General features: G+C 53.3%; 1 protein-coding gene. It reads left to right on the top strand.

The window, feature by feature from the left end; translation table 11 throughout:
* Nucleotides 1–559 (top strand): molybdopterin dinucleotide binding domain-containing protein (locus R7040_RS28915; protein ID WP_318097961.1); only part of this gene is annotated, 559 nt, incomplete at both ends.

Here is a 559-nt window from a genome sequence, read left to right as displayed (position 1 = left end):
AAGTTGACAAGTTCCCGCTTGAAGAGGCTCGCGAACTGAACGACGATTCGCACCACTTCGGTTTCTACGTTCAAAAAGGTCTGTTTGAAGAATACGCAACGTTCGGCCGCGGCCATGGTCATGACTTAGCACCATACGATGTGTACCACACCGTACGCGGTCTACGCTGGCCAGTCGTTGATGGTAAAGAGACACAATGGCGCTTCAAAGAAGGCTCGGACCCATACGCGAAAGCGGGTTCTGGTTGGGATTTCTACGGCAATGCGGACGGTAAAGCGAAGATCATCTCTGCACCGTACGAAGCGCCACCAGAAGTGCCAGATTCAGAATTCGACCTATGGCTATGTACAGGCCGTGTTCTTGAGCACTGGCACACTGGTACCATGACACGTCGTGTACCTGAGCTATACAAAGCAGTACCGGATGCGGTGTGTTACATGCACCCAGAAGATGCGAAAGCGCGCAACGTACGTCGCGGTGAAGAAGTGGTTATCGCGAACAAACGTGGCGAAGTACGCGTTCGCGTTGAAACACGCGGTCGTAACCGTCCGCCAAAAGG

The sequence above is a fragment of the Vibrio sp. 1069 genome, from assembly GCF_033340555.1.
The sequence above is the reverse complement of the archived record's forward strand: the minus strand, read 5'-3'. Positions and strand labels throughout refer to the sequence as shown.